The sequence below is a fragment of the Collinsella ureilytica genome (assembly GCF_019795105.1).
In the GTDB taxonomy this organism is placed as follows: domain Bacteria; phylum Actinomycetota; class Coriobacteriia; order Coriobacteriales; family Coriobacteriaceae; genus Collinsella; species Collinsella ureilytica.
This window is the reverse complement of record NZ_JAIMFO010000007.1, coordinates 111,969-132,083: the sequence shown is the minus strand read 5'-3', so window position 1 is coordinate 132,083 and position 20,115 is coordinate 111,969. Positions and strand designations below refer to the sequence as shown.

Genomic DNA, 20,115 nt, shown 5'->3' with positions numbered 1-20,115 from the left:
ATCGATTACATGGTATTGCAGCCTGAGTATGAATGCGACATGAGGTACTCAGGCAATTCATGCAGTGGTATGAGTGTACCGTGCCAGACAGGTAAGCAAACAGCAGATATGCATCGCCTACACGATTACCGAAAACTCACGATACTCACGGTTATAAGAAGCGGCCCCGCATAGGCGAGGCCGCTCATCGCAATAACTCAATCAGACGTCATGACGCCGACGAGGACGACGCCCGCCATTATCCCCAGGACTTCTGCGAGGTCGCTCAGAGGAATCAAAACCCGGACGCTCAGAGCGCGGACGACGTGGACGGTCGGTGCGCTCACGGCGCGGTTCAAAATCCTCGCCCGCTGGTGCTTCAGGCTTATTGACTCGATCAAGAGAGATCTTGCCGCGATCATCAACCTCGATGACCGAGACCTCAACCTCATCACCAACATGTAAAACATCTTCAACCTTCTCAACACGGCCACTTGCAACACGAGAGATGTGCAGCAGACCGTCTTTGCCCGGCAAAAGGTTTACAAAGGCACCGAAAGGCTGGATTGAAACTACACGTCCGGTGTAGACCTCCCCTACCTCAGGAACCTTGATAATGAGTTCAATGCGCTCAATGGCAGCCTCGACGCTCTCACCAGTTCCACCAACGTAGACCGTACCGTCTTCTTGGATATCAACATTGGCACCCGTCTCATCTTGGATGCTCCGAATAATCTTGCCGCCCGATCCGATAACGTCGCGAATCTTGTCGGTTGGAACCGAAATAGAAACAATGCGAGGCGCGGTTGCGCGTGTCTGCTCGCGAGGTCCTTGCAGCTCAGAGAGCATGGCAGAAAGAATATGAGCGCGCCCAGCCTTTGCCTGCTCTAAGGCACGTGCCAAGATCTCAAAGGTAAGACCCGTCGCCTTATTGTCCATTTGAAGAGCAGTAATACCACGCTCAGTACCACAGACCTTAAAGTCCATATCGCCCAGGAAGTCTTCAATGCCTTGGATATCGGAGAGAATCACCGTCTCTCCTGCTTCTTGAATAAGACCCATGGCAATGCCGGAGACAGGGCGTTTAATTGGCACGCCACCATCCATCAGTGCCAAGCAGCTGCCACATGCACTAGCCATTGAGCTTGAGCCATTGGACTCCATAACCTCGGAGACAACGCGGATGGCATAGGGGAACTCATTTTCATCAGGAAGCACCGGTACCAACGCGCGCTCAGCCAGATTGCCATGACCGATCTCGCGACGCTTAGGAGCACCAACACGACCAGTTTCGCCCGTGCAATAGGGAGGGAAATTGTACTGGTGCATATACCGCTTGCCAGAAACCGGCTCAATCGTATCAAGACGCTGTCCTTCGCTCAGCATACCGAGCGAAAGCACCGAAAGCACCTGCGTCTGGCCACGCTGGAAAAGACCCGAACCATGAACAAGCGGCAAATAACCCGGCTTGATCATGAGCGGACGGATCTCATCTGCAGCTCGCCCATCGACACGCTCACCAGTCGTTACGACCATCGTGCGCATAGCCTGCTTTTCAAGCTTTTTCAGCTGTACGGGAATATCACGATCCCAAAGCTCCAGCTCTTCCTCGCTAAATTCAGCACAAATTGCCTCCTTCAGCGCAGCAACCCGATCTTGGCGGGCAAGCTTATCAGCATCTGCAAGAGCTGCAGCCATCTCATCATAGTGTGCAAAAACGCGATCATGAACTTCTTCAGAGGGAATATCGAGCGGATACTCGCGCTGAACAATCTCACCGTTGATACGCTCCCACTCAGCTACAAATGCAAGCTGAGCATCGCAAAACGCACCGATTGCCTCCTGGCCAAAGCGCATGGCGTCGAGCATATCCCACTCAGAGATCTCTTCTGCCCCAGCCTCAACCATTGAGATGAAATCGCGCGTACCAGCAAGCTCGAGATCCAAATCTGAGGTCTCGCGCTCTTCGTAAGTTGGGTTGACGATTAACTCGCCCGTTTCGCGATTGCGCCCAATGCGCACGCATGCAAGCGGCCCTTCAAACGGAACGCCACCAAGCATCATGGCAAGCGAGGCACCCATGGTGCAGATGACATCGATCGGATTAATCTGGTCTGCTACCAAAGACGTTGCAACGATTTGCACCTCGTTGCGAAAGCCATCCGGAAAACTCGGACGAATGGGACGGTCGATCATACGAGCCGTAAGCGTTGCCTTATCCGAAGGGCGACCTTCACGCTTGAGATAGCCACCAGGAATTTTGCCAACGGCATACATGCGCTCTACGAAGTCTACCGTCAGCGGGAAGAAGTCGTAGTTTTTGCGCTCACGAGAGACCACAACTGTGGTGAGGGCTGTGGTATCACCCTGCTTTACCAAGGCAGCGCCAGTTGCCTGACGGGCAAGCTCTCCAGCCTCTAAGGTGTAGGTCTTACCGTATAGATCGAAGGTTTTAGAAACGAGTGTCATTTTTCCTCTCATCTCCGTGTGCCACATTGCACACGGGCTTCCTCATGCCCGAATTACATGGTATTGCTCGGGCGGTGTAGGGCGCGATTCTTCGAGCCCTCACATGAAAAGGGGTGCGTTCCCGCACCCCTGCATGCACGTTTGTTACTGAATATTGTCGCGGATGCCAAGCACGCGAATCAGCTCACGGTACTCCACGATATCCTTTTTCTTGATATACGAGAGCAGGCGACGACGCTTACCAACGAGCATCAGCAGACCACGACGGGTGTGATAGTCCTTCTGATGAGACTTCATGTGCTCGGTCAGCTCTTTAATGCGATCGGTCAAAATAGCGACCTGCACCTTAGAGTTGCCCGTATCTGTAGCGTTTTTGCCAAACTGTGCAGTAAGCTCAGCCTTGCGCTCCTTTGAAATGGTCATCTGCGCACCTTTCTTTTGTGAGATCTGAGATCTCATACGATTCGCCTCAGTCTGGGAAGCCGTCTGCGCGGACGAACAACCAAGATAGAGGTATTGCCGCGTGACAGTGTAGCACAGCTGATCCCTTCCCCAGGGAAAGCACACAGAGGGTTTTGGGCGTTTTTCTGTGCAGGAATCTTACCGGCACGCGAGCATTTGAACGTGCCTTACCGCCCAAGCATAAACTCCATGCTTTTGAGTCGCACTTCCAAGTGAGTTGCAGCCCACCGAAGGGCTAGCTCTGCGAGATCAAAGGCAACGCTGGTATCAATGTCTTCTGCGAGCAAATCATCAAATCTCAGCGGTAAGAGTACCTTCAGCCAGCTTTGCACAGCTTGAGAAACAGGGATCGCAGCCGGTAAGGTTTTAGCACATGAGGCGCAAATGAGTCCTCCTGCCTCAGCAGAGAACCTGCTCACATCCTCATCATTGCAGCTCACACACGTCTCCCACTCAGGTCTATAGCCGATATGCGCCAGCAATTTAAACGTATAGGCACCAACCAAGAGATCTAACTTTGCTCCAGAAACTTTTGAACACCAATCGAATGCGGACTGAGTAATTGAAAAAACAAAGGGATCCTCAGTATCTTCAAAGCAGGCGTGCCGTGCGAGATCTGCGATAGCAAGCGCAGCGCTCAGCGCTTCAAGATCAGGCGCCGATCCAAGAGGAGCTGCGATCAGCTCAGCTTGACTCACAATATCGAGCGATCTACCACGAGCTAGTAAAACATCGATCGTAGTACAGAGCTCTGAGCGAGCTGCAAGGCGCGACCCCGGCTTGCGTGCACCCTTTGCAACTGCTTGGATGCGCCGACCGTCCTGGGCAAGCAAGGTAAGGATGAGATCAGTCTCTTTCAGCTTAACCTTGGCCAGCACTAAAGCGGCAATGCGATACGTACGCGATCTACTCACGACCCGTCGGCTCCATACCCAAAGAGCTGGATTTCTCGGTCTGAATCACGCCAGCGCGTTTTGACCCCAACGTCTAAGTCAAGATACACACGAGCTCCAAAGAGGCGCTCAAGATCGCGGCGAGCATCAGTACCAACGCGCTTGATCATCTCACCGCCCTTGCCAATCAAAATCCCCTTTTGTCCCTCTCGCTCAACATAAATCGTGGCATGAATACGAACGAGGCCACCCTTGCCACGCTCAAGCGTGTTGCAAACAACGCCAACCGAGTGAGGAACCTCCTCTTTTGTGCGCCGTAATACTTTCTCACGGATAAACTCTGCTACGAGCATTTCATCAGGCTCGTCGGTATCCATGTCTTCAGGAAACCAAGCAGGACCTTTGGGCAAGTAGCTTGCCACGAGCGAAACAAAGGCCTCAACATTGAAGCCTTCTTGAGCAGAAACAACCATGACATCCGCAAAGGAAACAAGGGTGCTCGCTGCTTGAATCTGGTCATGCACCTGATCTTGACCGGCAAGATCTGCTTTAGTAATAACCAAAAGCTTAGGCACAGAAAGCGCGCTCATACGCTCAAGGATCCAAGCATCACCTCGACCAAAAGGAGCAGTGGCATCCAAAGCAAAAACGACGACATCAACATCGCTCATCTCACCGAGCGCTGTGCGATTGAGCTCAGCTCCCAGCCCATCTTTTGGCTTATGTAAGCCCGGCGTATCAACGATGACGATCTGCGTGTTCGGCCTTCTCACCACCGCCCTCAAACGCCTCCGCGTTGTTTGAGCTACCGGAGACGTAATGGCAATCTTTTCGCCCATGCAGGCATTGAGCAGGGTTGACTTACCTGAATTGGGACGTCCAACCAAGGCAACAAAGCCACTCTTCAGCTCACCCGCGCCCTGGCCGAGCACCTCATCGGGAAGGTGCGCATCTTGAAGACTTGCAAGATAGGCATCCAGCTCGTCATCAGATAACGTATCAAGATCTTTTTGGCTTAGATCGTTTGTCATATAACTCAAGCCTTTCTTTGCGTGCAAAAACAGATGTGGCTTACCAGAGCCCAAGGGCGTGAGAAAACACCAGAAGCCCTACGAGGGCTGACATGACTGACAAGACATACACACTTGCTGCCGCAATATCTTTTGCCCGCTTTGCGAGAGGATGGATTTCAGGAGAGGCAAGATCAACGACAGCCTCAAGGGCTGTATTTACCAGCTCTGCATGGATAACAAGAGCACAGCACATAAGAATGATGCACCACGAGATCGGATCGAGAGCAAGCCACGCAGATACGATGAGTGCTACCGCTCCAATTCCGAGCATAACTTTGATATTGCGCTCAGTTTTAATGGCGATGCCAATACCTTCGAGCGCAAACCGAAATGAGCGAATAAAGGTAGGATGATCGCGATCAGATCCTGGGATCACTCTGCCTCCCTCTCATACATGTCGGGCTTATCAAAGAGATGACGGGTAGTAGGACCGATCCTCACACACAAGGGATCCTCACCTCGAAGCTCAGCCAAGCGCTGCAAGATGACCAACTCTTCTGCTTCCATCTCTTCAGCGTCCTCATCGATGAGATGATCATAGCCCAGAAGATGCAATACACCATGCACAAGCATGAGGCGAAACTCTTCTGCAGGAGTGGAGCCAAACTCCGGAGCTTGAGCGGCAATAACATCTGGAGCCAAAATCACATCTCCAAGCTCAATGGGTATCTCCTCGTGAAGGGTCTGCCTCAGCTCTAAGATCTCTTCCAGGTCGTCACCCTCAAAAGCCAAAACATCAGTCGGCCCTTCCATGGATCGCCAGGCGCGGTTGAGATCAGCCATTTCCTGCACATCGACAATGCCAACTGATATGGTCGCGTCTTGCGGAATTTGGTACATCTCAAAAATCACTGCAATAGTTTGAGAAATCTCTTCAGTCGGTATCGGAAGCGCTGTCTCAGTTTTTACGGCAATCTCTACGCTCAAGGCCGCCTCCTTGCCCTGCCTGTTGAGCTCTCTTGGCGAGCATCAAAGGCATCATATGCCTCAACAATTTGACCAACTAAACGATGGCGAACAACATCTGAGCGTCCAAGCTCTACGAACGCAATATCGTCAAGACCCGATAAGATCTTATCGATTCCAGAAAGACCGCTTACTGATCCTGGAAGATCGCGCTGCGAGGTATCGCCGTTCACAATAAAAGACGAGTTAAAGCCCAGTCGCGTGAGGAACATGCGCATCTGTTCAGGCGTGGTGTTTTGAGCCTCATCTAAGATGACAAAGGCATCATTTAAGGTACGTCCGCGCATATATGCTAAGGGAGCAATTTCAATCATGCCTCGCTCAAGCTGCTCTTGAGCACGCTCCCGATCAGTGAGATCAAACAAAGCATCCAGTAAAGGGCGAATATACGGATCGATTTTTTCTTCTAACGTTCCGGGCAAAAAGCCTAAGCTCTCCCCTGCTTCTACAACCGGACGTGTAAGAACGATTTTGCCAACTTCTCGCCGCTTTAAGGCACCAAGCGCCATAGCCATGGCTAGATAGGTCTTTCCCGTACCTGCAGGCCCTGTACAAAACGTGATGGTATGCGAACGAATGGCCTCAACATATCTGCGCTGGCCAAGGGTTTTCGGACGAATTGCCCGCCCGCGAAACGTTAAAAGCACATCGTCTGCTTGGCCAGCTGCAAAACTTTCATGAGCACGAATATCGCCTAAAAGCAAGACAGCGTCATCAGGAGCTATAGGTGTTGAATCTTTAGCTGATTGAAAGAGCTGGGTAAACAAGCGATAGAGCGTCTCGACCTCATCAGTCATGCCCGAAATGACAATATCGCTTCCTCGCACCACTAAGGAGGCATCCGTTTGAGCTTCGAGCGCTCGCAAGACCGCATCATGAGGGCCGGTAATATCTGCTGGATCAATTCCTGTTGGAATATGTAAGCGAACGGTCGTTACATCCACTGAGTCCCCCTCATACGTGTGCAGGCATTCCTATGAGCACACCTGATTCATCACATCCTATGATAGCAACGGGAATCAAATGGTTGAGCGACAGCTCTTCCGTGCCTTCTATACGAACACGATGAAATGAGCCGAGCGTCCCGCAACGTCCATCCTCAATTGCTGCGTACTCCACGGTTCCAATACGCTTTTTCGCATCTGAAAGCGTCATAGTTTGAGCAAGCTCACGAATAGCAGCAGCACGAGACGCTGCAAGTGCTGGCTCTACTTGATCTTGACGATTAGCAGCTACCGTGCCCGGACGTGGGCTATAGCGAAACACATGAAGCCGAGAAAACCCAACGCGTTCACAAAAGGCATGCGTCGAGGCAAACTCTTCATCAGTTTCGCCTGGAAAGCCTAAGATCACATCTGCTGATAGCGCAATTTGGGGCACTGAGGAGCGAATAGCATCAACGAGCTGCAAAAGATCAGTATCGGTATAGGGACGTGCCATACGACGAAGCACGGTCGTGCTTCCTGATTGAATCGGAAGATGTAAAAATGGAGCGATCCTCTCACTCTCGCTGCCCATAAGCTCGATCAGCTCATCATCAATATCCATAGGCTCAATGGAAGAAATGCGCACGCGGCCAACCTGCGTACGACTTAAGATTTCTTGAATGAGCTGGGCTAAGGATCTCTGTCTGCCTTGAGCGTCAAGACCGCGATATGCTCCAAGATTGACACCGGTAAGCACCACCTCAGCAGCGCCTGCATCGACTAACGCGTCAATTTCGCTCAACACTGATTCAAGCGGCTCTGAGCGCTCAGGACCTCGAGCCTTCCAGACGATACAAAAGCTACACCGATGATTGCAGCCATCTTGAATCTTAACCCCAGGACGTGCCCGACGGATCAGCCCCGCTCGCTCACCAGAAGCAAGCTCACCAGATGGCATATACGATGTAGGCGCATCTGGATGTGACATTTCATTAAGGCTCAAGGCCTTACGAGCAGCAGAAACAACTCGTGTTTTTATCGGCTCGGCTATGACGCGATGTGAAAGACTTCGCAAGGCCTCAGCATGAAGATTGACCGCACATCCCGTTGCAATAACGAGCGGAGTTCGTGGAAGATTCAAGGCTCGCCGAATTGCCTTCCGTGTTTTTGCCTCTGCCTCCCCTGTTACCGCACAGGTATTAATTACCACGAGGTCAGCGTGAAGATCCTCAACGATTGGAAATCCAGCTGAAGCAAAATCAGCTGCAATGCGATCGGTCTCAACACGATTAACACGGCAGCCTAAATTAATAACGCTCACGCACGGTAGCATAGACTCTACTCAATCATGTCATCAATGGCGTGGCGAATACGCTCCCCGACCGTAGGCTTATGAGCATCGTGCTCGCCCATTGCCACTTGAAACTCTTCTAAGAGACGACGAGCATCTGCAGAAAGCTTACGGGGAATCTCTACAAAAATACGTGCGATCAACCGACCGCGAGAGCCGCCTCCACCTAAACGGGGCATGCCATAGCCGTCACGAATGACGGTATCTCCCACCTGCGTACCTGGAGCAATATCAAACTCAATGCACTCGCCTTCCAAGATGCCATCGATGGTAACCGTATGACCGAGCGCAGCATCTGCCATTGAAATCGTAAGATCAAAGATCAAATCGTCGTGGTGGCGCTGGAAGCGCTCGTGCTCAGCCACCTCAATGGTTACCAGCAGATCACCAGCAGGAGCCCCGCGATATCCTGCCTCTCCACCACCCTGTACTCTAAGTTGACGACCCGTAGAGATGCCGGCAGGAATCTTAACCTCAATCCTCTCGTGCGTAGGTACCCAACCTTGGCCAGAGCATTCTTCACAGGGAGTATCGATCACCGAGCCTGAACCGTCACAATCAGGGCAGGGAGCGCTTGATTGCACCGTGCCAAAGATTGAACGCTGTGCCGTGGTAACAAAGCCTGAACCATGACAGGTAGGACACGGCCGCTCCTCTGCTCCTTCCGGCTTTCCGCTCCCCTCACACGCCTCACAAGGAGCCAAGCGATCATAGATGACCGTCTTTGTTGTACCAGCTGCCGCCTCTTCGAGACTAACCGTAAGCGAGACGGCCATATCACGCCCGTGAGTACGACGCGCGGATCTGGTCTGCGCTCCACCTCCAAAAAAGGAAGAGAAGATATCGTCCATCCCCATACCACCAAAGATATCGGAGATATCTACATAGCCAGAACCCATGCCCGAGCCATCAACCGAACCATACCGGTCATACCGAGCACGTTTTTGCTCATCAGAAAGAACCGAATATGCTTCGTTCACTTCTTTAAATCGCTCTTCGGCATCGGCAGCCTGATTCACATCTGGATGAACTTCACGAGCACGGCGCAGAAAGGCTCGTTTGATCGTTCGCTGATCAGCCTCGCGATCAACACCTAATACCTCGTAATAATCCCTTGTCTGCGACACAGCGGCGCTCCTTTTCATCCTGCAGAACTCATGTAGAAAAAACAGCAGGCAGTATGCTCACAAAAGCTTGTATACCCAACTTATTACCTTGTTGATTGCCTACGAGCCAAAACGATTGACGCCCGGATGCATGCACGTAGAGAGCGTAGCTAAGATGAAAGCCCACATAAGGCTATTGGCCGCACCTTGCAACAGCGTCTTTGCACCGCGCCGCCACCAGAGCAAGGGACGACGAAAGGGCTCGGCGCTCAAGATTCCTGCAATACCTGCAATCAAAGGAATCAGGCTCATCATCACCAATATGGGAGCCATGCCAGGAATTAATCCAAGTCCTAAGAACGGCAATGCGATACCGGTCAAACTAAAGCCCCTGAGCGCTCTGCCTTCAAGGCGCTCAGCAGCAACACGGGCACGAACGATAAGATCTCCGGGTGCCGCCCCATTGGTTCCTGCATGCCCCTCACCACGCCGACGAATGACATCACCATCGTGGGTGTCAGCAGCAAACTCAACAACCAGCTCAGACGTAACCGCATGCCGACCGGTACCGGCACATGCCGAGCAGGGCTCTTGGATAACACGCCCAGAGCCGCCACATTCCGGGCAGCGCATCTGAGCGGCTCCCCCGCCAAACAAAAATGAAAGATCAACAGAAATAGAACCAGTTCCAGAACAGGTAGGACAAGGATGTGCATGCTCAGATGAGGTGGAGCCTGAGCCGCCACAGACCTCACAGGACTCATATTTTTGATACGTAAGCCCGCGACGAACTCCTGCGCGCGCTTCGGCAGGAGACAGATCGAGCTCAATCACTATATCTGCACCAGCACGGGGGCTATAGACAGCACGTGGCTGAGAAAAGCCCGACATATCAAAGGGCATTCCGAATGGAAAGCCACCAAACCCGTCTCCTCCACCAAAACCTTGAGAAGCACGGCCGGGAGTTCCCACAAAGGGCGAGCCTGAACGCATAGCATCATAACGAGCACGCTTCGCATCATCAGATAAGACAGCGTAGGCCTCAGAGACTTCTTTAAATCGCTCCTCAGCATCAGGAGCATGGTTGACATCAGGATGAAGGGTGCGAGCCTTTGCCTGAAACGCCTTCTGAATTGCCCGCTTATCTGCATCGTGGGGCACGCCCAACAAAGCGTAATAGTCTTTTTCATTCATACCGGCCACGAGCTCGGCTGACCTCACCTTCAAGTTGAATACGTACGGGAAATACTATTCTTATATTTATTAATTACAAATCGATCTTGCAATCCACAAATTATTTCGTAAAAAGCGTAATCGGAAACAGTATCGCCCCACACTCTCAGTGAAAAGACTGAGAGCCCTGCACCAAGTAGAAATGAAATAGCCCTACGACGACTGATCGTATTCAGATTTGACATTTCGACTCCATGCAGTAGATAACTATTTTATATAATCCAACCCTCCTAACAGCTTTGCTTGATATCGCCAAATTAAATATTTCTCTAGCTCCTTTTGCCAATACCTACTTTAGCAATGCTAAAACCATCGATTAAAAGAGCGATTAATTCGAAAAAAGCAAAAATAGATAATGCGATACGCCAGAGAACTACGTTGTCAGCCTGCAAGAAATAAACACCAGTCGCAACGGAAATAAAAGCACCGAGTTTAAAGATATATGAGGCTAGCAGTAATCATTTATGACCCATAATTACCCCTCTCCTTTTTTAAAGAAAATAATCTATTTAATGAACAATGCTAATACTTAACTCCGTTTTTCTGCAGCAACTTAATCTTCGTTAATTCCCAACCTTATCGCAGCGCTTCTTAAGCTTTCTAAAACTTATCGCAACATGTTGCGCTAACCTCGGAACTATAGTTTTCTATTCATCATCGTGCGCTAGATCCCAAAAAAGCCCATAGAGCTCGTTTCCCAACAACCACCCTTGCTCAGTTGGGATGAGGCCGCCCGTTGAGCAAGATCGGGCAAGCCCACGCTCTATCGCTTTGGTACAGGCACATTCAAGCAGAGCTTTCGGAATCACCGTTTGAGCCCGGCGTATGCGCTCAGCAGAAATTCCTCGAGTCATACGAAGGCCAAGCATCAGATCTTCTGCCAGAGCCTCACGCGCAGCCAGCATCTCCACACTAAACCTCAGATCAGACAAGGAATGCGCTGCAATAATCTCACGCGGTGAACTGGTGCAGGCAAGGCGGAAGCGCTGGGCCGAAGCGGGAGCGGTCGGCAGCCCTGGGATATGAACGCGCAAACCCTCATAGGTCGCTCGATCAAGCATACTTGCTGCAGCACTTCCCAGCCCCAGATAGGGCTTTCCAGTCCAGTACACACAGTTATGCTTGCAAAGCTGGTCGTCTTTGGCATAGCTTGCAACCTCATATCGAGCAAAACCCGAATCGGTAAGAGTTTTAGCTGCAAGCTGCATGCCACGAGCCTCACTGTCATCATCAGGCCAGGGCATGATCCCGCGCTCACAGAGACGCTCGAGCTCCGTTCCTTCCTCAATCATGAGCGGATAGCAGCTTATATGTCCCACCCCTGCAGCAATCACCTCTTGGATCCCTAAAACAAGTCCTGCCTCAGTTGCGGTGGGAACCCCACACATGAGGTCGACTGATACCAAAAGGCCTGATTGAACAGCTAGGCGTATGGCTTGGCGTGCTCGCTCGGCAGTATGAATGCGACCAAGCGCTAAAAGTGCGGCAGGCTCAAGCGACTGCACGCCAATAGATACCCTGGTTGCTCCTGCACCATGCGCAGCACCGAGCAAATACTCATCAACCGATTCTGGATTAGCCTCAAAGCTCAACTCAAACTGGTCATAAGCTGCAAGTGAAGCAAGCGCTGCTACGAGATCGGCGAGCCTGTCGTTCCCAAGCAGGCTTGGGGTACCTCCTCCAATATAGGCAGTACGCACCTGACCAATAATTCCAAGATCTGCAGCTTCTCTCACGAGCCGTGTGAGGCTTTGAGCATAAGCGTGCGGCAGGCTCAGATCTGAGCCACAAGCTTCTGTGGCAAAGTCACAATATCTGCAACGTGCAGCGCAAAAAGGAATGTGCAGATAGACTGAGGTAAGTGCGGTGAAGCTAAGAGATATCATACGGTCATGTCATGTGCATAGGTTTTGGCTGCATAGCGCACCGCTTGAACGAGACGTATGAAATCTTCAAAGGTCTCACATTGGACGGAACGAGCCCGCCATTCGGCAGCATGAGGCATACCTTTGAGATACCAAGCGCAAAAGCTGCGTGCCTTCCTCATATGGCCACCCAAATCATGTAAAAGATTGAGATGGTCCTCTAAAGCATTGAGCCGCTCATCTACGGTCTTGTGTTCGCGTACCTGCTGCCCTGCAAGAAGCGCCCGTGCATCCTCAAAAATCCATGGATTGCCATAACTGCCTCGTGCAATAAACACAGCCGACGCCGCCGTTGTTGTAAGCATGTCAACTGCAGCGGCAGCACTCAATACATCTCCGGTACCAATAACCGGAATCGCTACACGCTCGGCTACCGCATCAATAACAGACCAATCAGCTTGGCCAGTATAGAGCTGGGTAGCACTTCGCCCATGCACAGCAACTGCAGCCACACCCTCTTGCTCGAGACGCTGAGCAAGATCGGGCGCGGTAACAGACCCCGCCAAGCGCGAACGACGCATCTTGACCGTAATGGGAACTTGAGCCTCACGCACACAGGCAGCAGCGATCTTTGCCGCTCGCACAGGGTCATCCATCAGAGCCGCCCCCTCCCCCTTGGTGAGAACCTTGCGGGCGGGGCAGGCCATATTGATATCGATCAGAGCAAGTTTGGATCCAAGACGCTCTTGGATTGCTACAACAGCTGGGCCGAATTGCTCAGGCTTTGCACCAAAAAGCTGAACGGCAATATCGGGTTCTTCATCTGCGGGCACCACAAGTTCCCAGGTTTTCTCGCTGGCATACGCAAGACCTGCCACCGAAACCATTTCTGAATAGGCCAGCTCAGCGCCATGTCTTCTAGAGATAATTCGATAGGCAGCATCGGTCACACCAGCCATAGGTGCGAGCATAAAAGAATTTTGGCTGAGACGCTCTACCAGAGCGCGGGAGGCATCTGCCACCGCTTAGTCATCTACCTTCAAAATTGCTAAGAAGGCCTCTTGGGGCACCTCAACCGAGCCAATCGCCTTCATACGACGCTTGCCCTCTTTTTGCTTTTCCAAGAGCTTGCGCTTACGGGAAATATCGCCACCGTAGCACTTAGCAAGCACGTCTTTACGTCGAGCCTTCACGGTGCTTCGAGCAATAATCTTGTTACCAATCGCTCCTTGAATAGGTACCTCAAAGAGCTGGCGTGGAATGATCTCTTTTAAGCGATCGCAGAGGCCACGCGCAAGCGCATAAGCTTTATCACGGTGGACAATAAAGGAAAGCGCGTCAACCTCATCTCCTGCGAGCAAAATATCGAGGCGAACAAGATCTGCCTCACGATAACCCGAGAACTCATAGTCTAGAGATGCATAGCCTTTCGTGCGGCTCTTGAGCTGATCAAAGAAGTCCAAAATGAGCTCAGCTAAGGGAATATCAAAATGCATCTCAACTGAGCGCTCAGTCAGATGAACCATATCGGTGGTAATGCCTCGATGCTCAATAGCGAGCTGCATCACGGCACCAGTAAACTCAGGCGGACAAATAATGGAAGCCCTTAAGAACGGCTCTTCAATGTGCTCAATATTCACCGGCTCAGGAAGATCTTGAGGACTCCGAACCGCAATCATGTCTCCATCAGTTTTAAAAACATGATAGTCAACACTGGGGCTGGTAGCGATAAGACCTAAATCGAATTCACGCTCAAGACGCTCCTTCACGACCTCCATGTGCAATAGACCCAAAAAGCCAACACGGAAGCCAAAGCCCAAGGCTGCTGAGGTTTCAGGTGTCCAAACAAGAGACGGGTCGTTCACGTGGAGTTTATCGAGGGCATCGCGAAGATTCTCGTAGTCTTTATTGTCGATAGGGAAAAGCCCGGTATATACCATGGGCTTTGCCTCTCGATAGCCCGGCAAGGGAGCCGGACAGCGACGGGATGCGCCTGTGAGCGTATCTCCTACGCGCACCGCCTCAGGATCCTTGAGACCGGTCACTACAAAACCAACTTCGCCCACACTCAGCTCATCAACAGGGGTCTCAGCAGGGCGTTTGACACCAACTCCGTCTACCAAAAAATCGTAATTGGCCTGCATCATATGGAGCTCATCGCCCTTGGTGATTGATCCATCAAAGATGCGCACCATCGCAACAACACCGCGATACTCATCAAAATACGAATCGAGAATGAGTGCTTTAAGCGGTGCGTTTATATCTCCTGTTGGCGGAGAAACCAACACCACAATCGCCTCAAGCAAATCGTGGATGCCCTCACCGGTTTTACCAGAGACACATACCGCGTCATCAGCAGGAATTGCCAACTCATCTTCGATTTCAGCGCGAACCTCATCGGGGTGAGCGCTGGGTAGATCGATCTTATTGATTGCTGGAACAATATCGAGATTGGCATTCATAGCGAGGTTAGCATTCGAGACCGTTTGTGCCTCAACGCCTTGCGTCGCATCAACCACAAGCACCGCGCCCTCGCACGCTGCAAGCGAGCGTGAAACCTCGTAGGTAAAGTCAACATGGCCAGGTGTATCTATCAGGTTGAACTGATAGGTCTCACCATCGTCTGCATCATACATAACGCGGACGGCATTTGATTTAATCGTAATCCCCCGCTCACGCTCGATATCCATAGTATCGAGCAGCTGAGAGGCCATATCGCGCTCCTCCACCGTACGGGTGAGCGAGAGGATACGATCCGAAATGGTGGACTTGCCATGGTCGATATGAGCGACGATGGAAAAGTTCCGAATGTGTGAAGTATCAAAAGTAGTCATAGAAGTAATAATAGCGAATCTGAATCGAATGTGTGCGTATGCATCGTGCACACTTCATGGTACCCATGCTGAATCCACAGTGCCTCCGCTTGCGAGCAGCGCAAAGCATGGTACAATCCCCGGTTGTTCAACGGAACCGTGTCTCGAGTCCGGAGTTCAAACGGATACTGATCGCGAAAGGAAGCTAAGAAAGTGGCTAACATCAAGTCCCAGAAGAAGCGCATCCGCACGAGTGAGGTGGCCCGCGTCCGCAATAAGGCCATTCGCTCCGAGCTCAAGACGCTGGTAAAGCACGTCCGTGCAGCCGTTGAGGCGGGTAATCAGGAGCAGGCCGCTGCTGCTGCCACGCGCACCTATCGTGCACTGGACAAGGCTGTTGCTAAGGGCGTCATCCACAAGAACCAGGCTGCGAACCGCAAGAGCGGCGTTCAGAAGCTGGTTAACTCCCTCTAAGGTACGCATCTCATGCCTATGCCATACCATGGCTCGCGTGAACAGTCGTGAAAATCGCTTATCTCAAGCGTTCAATTGAGTATATGAAGGGCTCCATCGGAGCCCTTTTTCGTAGCTACTCGTGCTAGCACTCGCGATCCCGCTCACGAGCGATGCATGCCCAAGATGGTCTGAGAGATCCAAAGGCGCAAAGCTACCTGAGAGTCCCGCGATCCTTTCAGTGCTTGCTCCAATTCTGCAGCAGCGTCCAAGGCAGCGATCAGCTCGTCTGTGGTATATGCTCTTGCCCAGCGGAGATGATTTCTCACCTGCCACTCCTGCACCTTCAAAGCTTGAGCCAAAGAACGCCCCTGCCCACGAGCATCAAGCGCTTGAGCAACTAAGAGCTCGCGGATTCGACCCACAACCAAAGCATAGATGCGAATCTCTGATCGCTCAGGCTGAAGTGCGAGCATCTCGAGTGCGCGAGGCAGATCACGAGCAGCTACAGCGTCTAACAAAGCCCACGGCTTCGCCTCAGCAGTCCGCACAACCAAGCGCTCCACATCTTCAAGCTCAATCGGACGACCTTGTAGTTGTGCGGCAAGCCGGCTGATTTCGTTGCGCAAAAGACGCATATTATCTCCGGCACGATCAATCAAGGCTTCTGCGGCAGGAAGGCTTAACCTATGACCCATGCCCTGAGCCATACGTACCAGATAGGTCGGTAGCTCTCGAGCACTCTTTTGCGAGCAGTCAATAATCGCATCTTTTCCCGCCGCAGCAATCGCCTTATACAGGCGGGTGTTTTTTGCCAGCTTATCGGCAGTGAGGAGCAAAACGGTCGTTGGTGAAGGGTCATGAAGATAGGAAACAATCGGTTCGCTCACGGCCTTTGTGAGACGATCACAACCCGTGAGGATCACGAGCCGAAAGGCTGCGCCCATCGGCAGGGTATTCAGCGAAGAAATGAGATCATCAACGGCTTGATCTTTTTGCATATCCCGCTCATCAATATTGAAATCAGCCATGCCCGTTTGAGCTAAACGCTCACGCATTTTACTGAGCACGCGATCGCGCTTTGGCTCATCTGGACCCAAGGCCAAATACACCGGGAGTAGTTGTTTTGCTGATGCGCTCATAGATGATCAACTCCTACAAAACCACGGAGTCGCACATTTTGATGAGGAGAAATCCGGCAGCGTGTCATTTGAGCAATAAGCATTGGTGTAGGTCGTGCCTTCCCTGTAAGACGTGCATGAGCTGATGGCTGTACGTGTCTTGTATGGTACCGCACCAAGCTCGTCAGATCACCTCGACTCGTACGTACCCGCACACCAGCCGCCCCAGGAAACAGTTCAATATCCCCTGAATCAATCGTACAGAAAAATAAAGCTCCATACGCTTCAACTGCGTCTTGGCACGCTTGACTGGGATGGCCATAGCGATTCTTCGCCCCCGCACTCGCAACTGCAACCTCACATGTAAGCTCTTCTAAGAGGTCCAGATCAAGTGAGGCCTTCGATCCGTGATGACCGACCTTTAGCACATCAATATCTCCAATATCTTCTGAAAAGACTCGTTCTTGCTCCAGCTCAACATCGCCCGTGAGTAAGACTCGGAGGGAGGTTTCATCGTTCTCATACGTAACATCTAAGCACAGCGATTCATCATTGCCAGCTCGTTGCACACGTTCGCGCGGCCACACAACCCTACATACAAAGCTTCCTACATGAATGCGGTCATCAAGACTCACCTCTTCGATGCTACAGGGTAGGCGCTCAACTAACTCTTGGGGAGCAAGCTCAGCTGCTCCTTTGGGCACGACTACCCGGTCAACCACCACGCCACGTAAAAGCTCTGGCAACCCGCCCCAATGATCCTTATCCCAATGCGTAATAAAGACAGCATCGAGATGCAGGACTCCTTGGCGGGCAAGAGCGCGAGCACAGGCCTGATCAACTCCTGCATCAACTAAGATGGCAACCGATCCATCACGAACAAGAATCGCATCTCCTTGGCCTACATCAAGCACCACGACTGAAGCAGGTGCAAAAAATCGTTGGTGCACAAGGATGCAGAGAGGCAAGACCACAAGGATCGCTATGCTCACATATGCAAACATGCGCGGGCGTGCCCTCCATTGCCACCAAGCAAGAGCCAAGAGACCAAAGGTCACGACCATGATGCTCGCATTCAGTTTAAGCCCAATCGAGGCAAAGGGCAGGCTTGCAAGCACAGATGCAAGCACTGCTAATCCATTGGCAAGGGCAGCGGGAATTTCCACCAGAGAGCACAGTGGCGCGATGGCTGCAGCAAGTGGAATGAATACCATACCAAGACCCAGCATCACAGCCATCAAAGGAGCTGCGATAAGATTTGCAAGCGGAGAAATGAGTGAAATGCGCCCAAAGGCGGGAATAGCTATGGGAGCAGATGCGATGAGTGCCGCAAGCGAGCACGCAAGTGAGCGCGCGAGGAAGCGAGGAATTCGAATTGATTCGAGCATATACGCGAGATACGAATAGCCCAGCGCAATTCCCAATACACTTGCAACTGAGAGCTGAAAGGCAAGGTCATGCACGGTAGCCGGATGCAAGCCAATCAATACGAGGCTTGCGAGGGCAAGACCTGACAGCGTATGAGAGCGCCGACCCCCGAGGCTTGCTAGTGAAGCTGCTCCAACCATCGCCAGTGATCTCATAGCAGATGGAGCTGATCCCGTCATAGAAGCATAGATTAAAAGCAGGAGGATCAAAAGAAGAGCGCGGAGCCACCTGCGATGAGATAGCCGAGTTATAAAGCCACTGGTGAGCGTGGCGATAATAGCGAGATGGCTTCCGGATACTGCGGCAAGATGTGCCAGGCCTGCATCAGCAAGATTGCGGCCAAGATCTGTCTGGGCACGCTCAGTCGTTCTTCCGCAGATTACTGCTGCAAGAAGGGCTCTCCCCTGTGAGCGATCTGGCTGGATCACTTCAAGCATCCGCGTGCGCGCTTTAGATATAAGGCTCAGATGAGATGTGGTACGCACGTGAGGTGCTATCAAGTCAACCACCACAAGCTCACCGCGCATGAAGCGCGATCGAGCCCAGGGAGTATCCTCGAGCCTTTTCAACCTTCCCGTTCCCTGTATGGTAGATCCTGCCTCAACCGCTGCATCATGCAGTAAAACAGCGGCACCGATCTCTTGTTCGTTGTACATTATTCGAGCTCGCATACGCATGCCTCGAGAAGATGGCTGGGGATCTCCCTCGGTTATAAACGTCAGCTCTGAGGCTGACAGGTGTTCAAGTTCATCCAAGGCTTGTGCCGTGTGATGCATCCACAGTGCTGAGGAAACCGATGCGATAGCAGCGCCTGCAAGCATCCAGTAACAAAGACGTATCCATACACAACCAGCTCGTGGCCGCTGGCAATGCAAGGCATCCGGCACCACTGTTGCCGCCTCATGTACCGCTTCTGCACTCCTGCTCAGCTGAGGGCAATCAGGGCCTGCGTGAGCACTTTGGGGCGGAGATATGTGTTGAGGAGTTCTTCTTTTCACGTAAACGAGAGCAAACAGTAAGCCTATCCCTAAAAGACAGGCCATACCTGTCAACGCTACTGGGAGTGGATTGCAAGCCTTCTGCTCAACAACATCTCTCCAAGCAGCTTCAGTAAAAAAAGCAGCACAAAGCATGGCAGAAATACTTCCAGCCAAGCTCAGCGGTAGATAAGGCTTCGGCGGCAGCGTCAAATCCTCACGCGCACTCATGCAATAATCCTTGCTTTCAGCTTTTCGAACCGCTTTTGACCAATGCCGCTCACCCGCATAATGTCTTCAATCGTGGCAAATGGCCCTCGCTGATTGCGGTCGTCAACAATTGCTGCTGCAGTAGCAGGCCCGATACCAGGCAAGGTCTCAAGCTCCGATGCATCAGCTGAGTTAATGTTGATGAGATCAGATCCTTGCTGCGAAGCCGAGGATCGTGTCTGGGCCCCCTGATCTTGAGACGCCTCAGGAGGTATTTCTCCTACTTTTGGAATGATGATTTTTTGCCCATCAGCAACCGGTGCTGCCTGATTAATTGCATCGATATCTGCGTCCTCTACAAGGCCTCCCGCTGCATCAATAGCAGCAGCAACTCTCGAGCCTGCAGCAATCCGCACCAAGCCTGGATTCATGACCGCACCACCGATGTCTACCAGTAGCAAAGGCTGAGATTGAGAATCATCTGTCTGCTTCTGACCCTGCCCACTCCCCTCTCGCCCGCTTGCTCGCTCAGAAGAGCTGCCCGCCTCCTCATCTCGGTTGCGCTCTATGACCAAGCTGCGGCCAGACCCGTTGAGCGCAGATCCAATACCGAAGCCCAAGGCAAGCAGCAGGCCTACGGCGAGCATGATGGACAGTGGAAGATGCTTGCGTATCCAAAGACGAATACGCCGAGTGAGTTTGCTTTGAAGCCCGGGTACCTGCATACATATCCCTCCTTCATGCCATCCTTGCATGAAGGAGAACCGAACTCATATTCAAAATAAAAAAG

Annotated in this window: 17 protein-coding genes; 1 reads left to right on the top strand and 16 read right to left on the bottom strand. The window is 52.0% G+C overall.

Annotated features, from left to right (window positions below; translation table 11 throughout):
* Nucleotides 1-201 precede the first annotated feature (201 nt).
* The 13 genes from K6V98_RS06430 to lepA form a co-directional block, all read right to left on the bottom strand.
* Nucleotides 202-2,448 (bottom strand): polyribonucleotide nucleotidyltransferase, encoded by a 2,247-nt coding sequence (locus tag K6V98_RS06430; protein ID WP_222199697.1) that lies wholly within the window; start codon nucleotides 2,446-2,448, stop codon nucleotides 202-204.
* Nucleotides 2,449-2,592: 144 nt separating this feature from the next.
* On the bottom strand, nucleotides 2,593-2,871 hold the full coding sequence (gene rpsO / locus K6V98_RS06425) for a 30S ribosomal protein S15 (RefSeq protein WP_222199696.1): 279 nt from the start codon (nucleotides 2,869-2,871) through the stop codon (nucleotides 2,593-2,595).
* A gap of 206 nt (nucleotides 2,872-3,077) precedes the next feature.
* Nucleotides 3,078-3,824, bottom strand: coding sequence for a DNA repair protein RecO (gene recO / locus K6V98_RS06420; protein WP_222199695.1), 747 nt, complete (start codon nucleotides 3,822-3,824; stop codon nucleotides 3,078-3,080).
* Nucleotides 3,821-4,834: a GTPase Era gene (era, locus tag K6V98_RS06415; RefSeq protein ID WP_222199694.1), complete on the bottom strand. Its 1,014-nt coding sequence runs from the start codon at nucleotides 4,832-4,834 to the stop codon at nucleotides 3,821-3,823. Before era ends, recO begins: the two co-directional genes overlap by 4 nt.
* A gap of 40 nt (nucleotides 4,835-4,874) precedes the next feature.
* On the bottom strand, nucleotides 4,875-5,252 hold the full coding sequence (locus tag K6V98_RS06410) for a diacylglycerol kinase family protein (protein WP_222199693.1): 378 nt from the start codon (nucleotides 5,250-5,252) through the stop codon (nucleotides 4,875-4,877).
* Nucleotides 5,249-5,803 carry an rRNA maturation RNase YbeY gene (gene ybeY, locus K6V98_RS06405; protein ID WP_306792806.1) on the bottom strand — a complete coding sequence of 185 codons (555 nt, stop codon included), beginning with the start codon at nucleotides 5,801-5,803 and terminating at the stop codon, nucleotides 5,249-5,251. The genes K6V98_RS06410 and ybeY overlap by 4 nt, the downstream gene beginning before the upstream one ends.
* The gene (locus tag K6V98_RS06400; RefSeq protein WP_222199692.1) at nucleotides 5,800-6,786 is read right to left on the bottom strand and encodes a PhoH family protein; all 987 of its coding nucleotides are present in this window, start codon (nucleotides 6,784-6,786) and stop codon (nucleotides 5,800-5,802) included. The genes ybeY and K6V98_RS06400 overlap by 4 nt, the downstream gene beginning before the upstream one ends.
* Nucleotides 6,787-6,796: 10 nt before the next feature.
* Nucleotides 6,797-8,089: a tRNA (N(6)-L-threonylcarbamoyladenosine(37)-C(2))-methylthiotransferase MtaB gene (mtaB, locus tag K6V98_RS06395; RefSeq protein ID WP_371734535.1), complete on the bottom strand. Its 1,293-nt coding sequence runs from the start codon at nucleotides 8,087-8,089 to the stop codon at nucleotides 6,797-6,799.
* A gap of 17 nt (nucleotides 8,090-8,106) precedes the next feature.
* The gene (dnaJ, locus tag K6V98_RS06390; protein ID WP_222199690.1) at nucleotides 8,107-9,246 is read right to left on the bottom strand and encodes a molecular chaperone DnaJ; all 1,140 of its coding nucleotides are present in this window, start codon (nucleotides 9,244-9,246) and stop codon (nucleotides 8,107-8,109) included.
* Between the two features lie 99 nt (nucleotides 9,247-9,345).
* Nucleotides 9,346-10,419: a DnaJ domain-containing protein gene (locus K6V98_RS06385; RefSeq protein WP_222199818.1), complete on the bottom strand. Its 1,074-nt coding sequence runs from the start codon at nucleotides 10,417-10,419 to the stop codon at nucleotides 9,346-9,348.
* A gap of 686 nt (nucleotides 10,420-11,105) precedes the next feature.
* Nucleotides 11,106-12,344 carry a coproporphyrinogen-III oxidase family protein gene (locus K6V98_RS06380; RefSeq protein ID WP_222199689.1) on the bottom strand — a complete coding sequence of 413 codons (1,239 nt, stop codon included), beginning with the start codon at nucleotides 12,342-12,344 and terminating at the stop codon, nucleotides 11,106-11,108.
* The gene (locus K6V98_RS06375; protein WP_371734534.1) at nucleotides 12,341-13,345 is read right to left on the bottom strand and encodes a tRNA dihydrouridine synthase; all 1,005 of its coding nucleotides are present in this window, start codon (nucleotides 13,343-13,345) and stop codon (nucleotides 12,341-12,343) included. The genes K6V98_RS06380 and K6V98_RS06375 overlap by 4 nt, the downstream gene beginning before the upstream one ends.
* A gap of 3 nt (nucleotides 13,346-13,348) precedes the next feature.
* A complete protein-coding gene (lepA, locus tag K6V98_RS06370; protein WP_222199816.1) occupies nucleotides 13,349-15,157 on the bottom strand; it encodes a translation elongation factor 4 in 1,809 nt (602 codons plus the stop codon).
* Nucleotides 15,158-15,349: 192 nt separating this feature from the next.
* Between lepA and rpsT the strand changes: the two genes are divergently transcribed.
* Complete coding sequence (gene rpsT, locus K6V98_RS06365) at nucleotides 15,350-15,610, top strand: 30S ribosomal protein S20 (protein ID WP_222199688.1); 261 nt, start codon at nucleotides 15,350-15,352, stop codon at nucleotides 15,608-15,610.
* A gap of 143 nt (nucleotides 15,611-15,753) precedes the next feature.
* Here rpsT and holA read toward each other — a convergent pair whose 3' ends face one another.
* From holA to K6V98_RS06350, 3 genes are read right to left on the bottom strand one after another with little or no spacing between them, the layout of a single operon-like run.
* Nucleotides 15,754-16,731, bottom strand: coding sequence for a DNA polymerase III subunit delta (gene holA, locus K6V98_RS06360; RefSeq protein WP_222199687.1), 978 nt, complete (start codon nucleotides 16,729-16,731; stop codon nucleotides 15,754-15,756).
* Nucleotides 16,728-19,346 carry a DNA internalization-related competence protein ComEC/Rec2 gene (locus K6V98_RS06355; RefSeq protein WP_222199686.1) on the bottom strand — a complete coding sequence of 873 codons (2,619 nt, stop codon included), beginning with the start codon at nucleotides 19,344-19,346 and terminating at the stop codon, nucleotides 16,728-16,730. Before K6V98_RS06355 ends, holA begins: the two co-directional genes overlap by 4 nt.
* Nucleotides 19,343-20,050, bottom strand: a complete 708-nt coding sequence (locus K6V98_RS06350) for a ComEA family DNA-binding protein (RefSeq protein WP_222199685.1) — start codon at nucleotides 20,048-20,050, stop codon at nucleotides 19,343-19,345. The genes K6V98_RS06355 and K6V98_RS06350 overlap by 4 nt, the downstream gene beginning before the upstream one ends.
* Nucleotides 20,051-20,115: the final 65 nt, after the last annotated feature.